This is a genomic window from Protofrankia sp. CiT1 (assembly GCF_917627335.1).
GTDB lineage: Bacteria > Actinomycetota > Actinomycetes > Frankiales > Frankiaceae > Protofrankia.
In genome coordinates, this window is record NZ_CAKJTP010000290.1 from 1 (window position 1) to 2639 (window position 2639).

The window sequence follows — 2639 nt, forward strand, 5'->3', positions numbered from 1 at the left end:
TCCGACGCAACCATCTGGTGCCGATCCCCGAGGTCGATACCCTCGCCGAGCTGAACCTGATGATCGAGGCGTGGGATCGTGCCGATGACGCCCGGCGGATCGGTGCCCGGCCGCGCACCGTCGGGGAGTACCTCGCTGTCGAGCGGCCTCTGCTCGCCCCGCTGCCGGCCGAGCCGTTCCCCACGGGGCTGCCGCTGAGCGTCCGGGTTGACCGCTACAGCCAGGTCACGGTGCGCACGAACCGGTACTCGGTGCCGGCGCGGCTGATCGGTCGGCAGGTCCGGGTGATGCTCCACGCCTCCGAGCTGATCGTCTATGAGGGGCGGGAGGAGGTCGCCCGGCACGAACGGCTGCTCGCCAAGGCCGACAGCCGGCTCGAGCTCGACCACTACCTGGAGCTGCTGCTACGCAAGCCCGGGGCGCTGCCGGGCGCGACGGTGCTGGAACAAGCCCGCGCGGCCGGGAAGTTCACCCCCGTGCATGACGCCTCGTGGGCCGCGGCGCGCAAGGCCCACGGAGACCGCGACGGAACCCGCGCGCTGATCGAGGTGCTGCTGCTCGGCCGTCACATCCCGAGTGAGCATCTGGTCGCCGGCCTGGCCGCCGCGCTGCGCGCCGGTGCTCTGAGCGTCGACGCCGTGGCGCTGGAGGCTCGCAAGGCCGCGGAGTCCGAACAGTCCCAGCCCGCTACACCGGGCGGCCCTGGGCGCGGGGCCACGGTGACGTCCCTGGCCGAACGGCGGCTGGCCGCGCTGCCTCCCGACACCCGGCCTCTGCCCTCAGTGTCGGCCTACGACGAACTGCTGCGCCACCCCCGCGGATCAGCTCAGGGAGGAACATCATGACCGTCACCCGCCCCCGTGGCATGACCGAGCAAGCCGCCCAAGCCGCGGTCGACCAGGCGTGCCGGATGCTGCGCCTGCCGACGATCCGCCGCCAGTTCGGTGATCTCGCCGAGGCCGCGACCCGCGAACAGCAGACCTACCTGGGATTCCTCGCCGAGCTGCTCCTCGCCGAATGCGACGACCGCAACCGACGCCGCTCGGACCGGCAGATCAAGGCCGCCGCCTTCCCCCGACGCAAATCACTGCGAGAGTTCGACTTCGACGCCAACCCCCACCTCGACGCCGCCGTCGTGCACACCCTCGCCGCCTGCGACTGGGTGACCAAGGGACAGCCCCTCTGCCTGATCGGGGACTCCGGCACCGGCAAGTCCCACCTTCTCATCGCGCTCGGCACCGAAGCCGCGATGAAAGGCCACCGGGTCCGCTACACACTCGCCGCGAAACTCGTCAACGAACTCGTCGAGGCCGCCGACGACAAGCAGCTCAACAAGACCATCGCCCGCTACGGACGAGTCGACCTGCTCTGCATCGACGAACTCGGATACATGGAGCTCGACCGACGCGGCGCCGAGCTGCTCTTCCAGGTCCTGACCGAACGCGAGGAGAAAGCCAGCGTCGCGATCGCCTCCAACGAAAGCTTCGGAGGCTGGACCAAGACGTTCACCGACCCCCGCCTCTGCGCCGCCATCGTCGATCGCCTCACCTTCGGCGGCACCATCCTCGAGACCGGCACCGACTCCTACCGCCTCGCCCAGACCCGCGCCCGAGCCGCCGACCGCGCCTGACCGTCCCACGCTCGACCCTCGCTGGCCCCGTGAGCTATCCGTGATCCCCAGGGCGGCACGGCCACGGGAACAGCGAACCGGCACGAAGGCCAGGAAAGCTGACGGACGGTGTGATCACGCTGCGCTGCCTGGAGGAACGCGACGCCGAGGCATCTCGCTGATGAAGACGACGACCTGATCCGGCGGCTGTCCGGTGGACGCGGCTCGCTGGACCGTCTCCTGCCCTGGATCCCCCAGAACCGCGAAAAGTGGGCGACAGACGGGCTCGCGCCGAGACGGAACCACCCCTCGTGGATCAACAGCCATCGGACTGGTGCCCAAACCCGCCGACACGACCACCCCACCCACCAGGGTCGCGGCCAACTCTCGCTGACAAGTGGTGCCCGTTCTCGCCTACGTAATCAGTGCTGGAACTGTCCGCCGAGGACAACGCCCCACCGGTCGAGATGCCGCCGGGCTATCGCGAGGTGGTGGCCCTGTTCGAGCAGGACGGGAACGGGCTGCGCGCCAAGGACGCCTGCCGGGCACTGGGCGCCGGCACCGACCCCCGCCACGTCGAGAGCATGCGCGCCAAACTGAAACGCCTCGTCGACCGCGGTGTGCTCACCGAACCAGACCCCGGCCTGTTCGTCCTGCCCCAACCCACCCCAGAGATCAACTCAAGCTGAGACCCGACGAAAACTCACAGAACACCCACTCAGGACGGACTAACGTCGCCGTCGCCGGCCGCGCTTGTGCGCAGCGCGTCGCCGCTGCTCCACGTGAGGGTGAGCTTGATGCTCGCTGTGCTAGACCCCTCCGCGAGCACGCTCGTGAGCTTGCCGGTCTTGACCGCGAGTTCGACACCGAATTCGACACTGACCTCGTCGGGCCGGACGCGCCGCAGTGCCTGCGCGACGCTCTGCGTGACTCCCTCGACCGTCTCGCGGAGGTCGTCGATCGCGAGCCTGCGCAGGGCGGCACCTGCGCCGACGTCGACCGGGCCTTCGACCTGCACGCGGGCCAGAAT

The 2639-nt window shown here is 69.7% G+C and carries 3 protein-coding genes and 1 pseudogene; 3 read left to right on the forward strand and 1 reads right to left on the reverse strand.

The features are described from left to right. The 3 genes and pseudogenes from MJ785_RS21675 to MJ785_RS21685 form a co-directional block, all read left to right on the forward strand. Nucleotides 1-845 (forward strand): annotated as a pseudogene (locus MJ785_RS21675) (IS21 family transposase); the annotation flags it as partial. Next, nucleotides 842-1630, forward strand: coding sequence for an IS21-like element helper ATPase IstB (gene istB, locus MJ785_RS21680; protein WP_239382711.1), 789 nt, complete (start codon nt 842-844; stop codon nt 1628-1630). The pseudogene MJ785_RS21675 and the gene istB, both read left to right, overlap by 4 nt. A 404-nt stretch (nt 1631-2034) precedes the next feature. Beyond that, nucleotides 2035-2298, forward strand: coding sequence for a hypothetical protein (locus tag MJ785_RS21685; protein WP_239382713.1), 264 nt, complete (start codon nt 2035-2037; stop codon nt 2296-2298). Between the two features lie 29 nt (nt 2299-2327). On the opposite strand, the gene MJ785_RS21690 is transcribed toward MJ785_RS21685, so the two are convergent. Then, a partial coding sequence (locus MJ785_RS21690; protein WP_239382715.1) for a CU044_2847 family protein occupies nt 2328-2639 on the reverse strand: 312 nt, incomplete at its 5' end.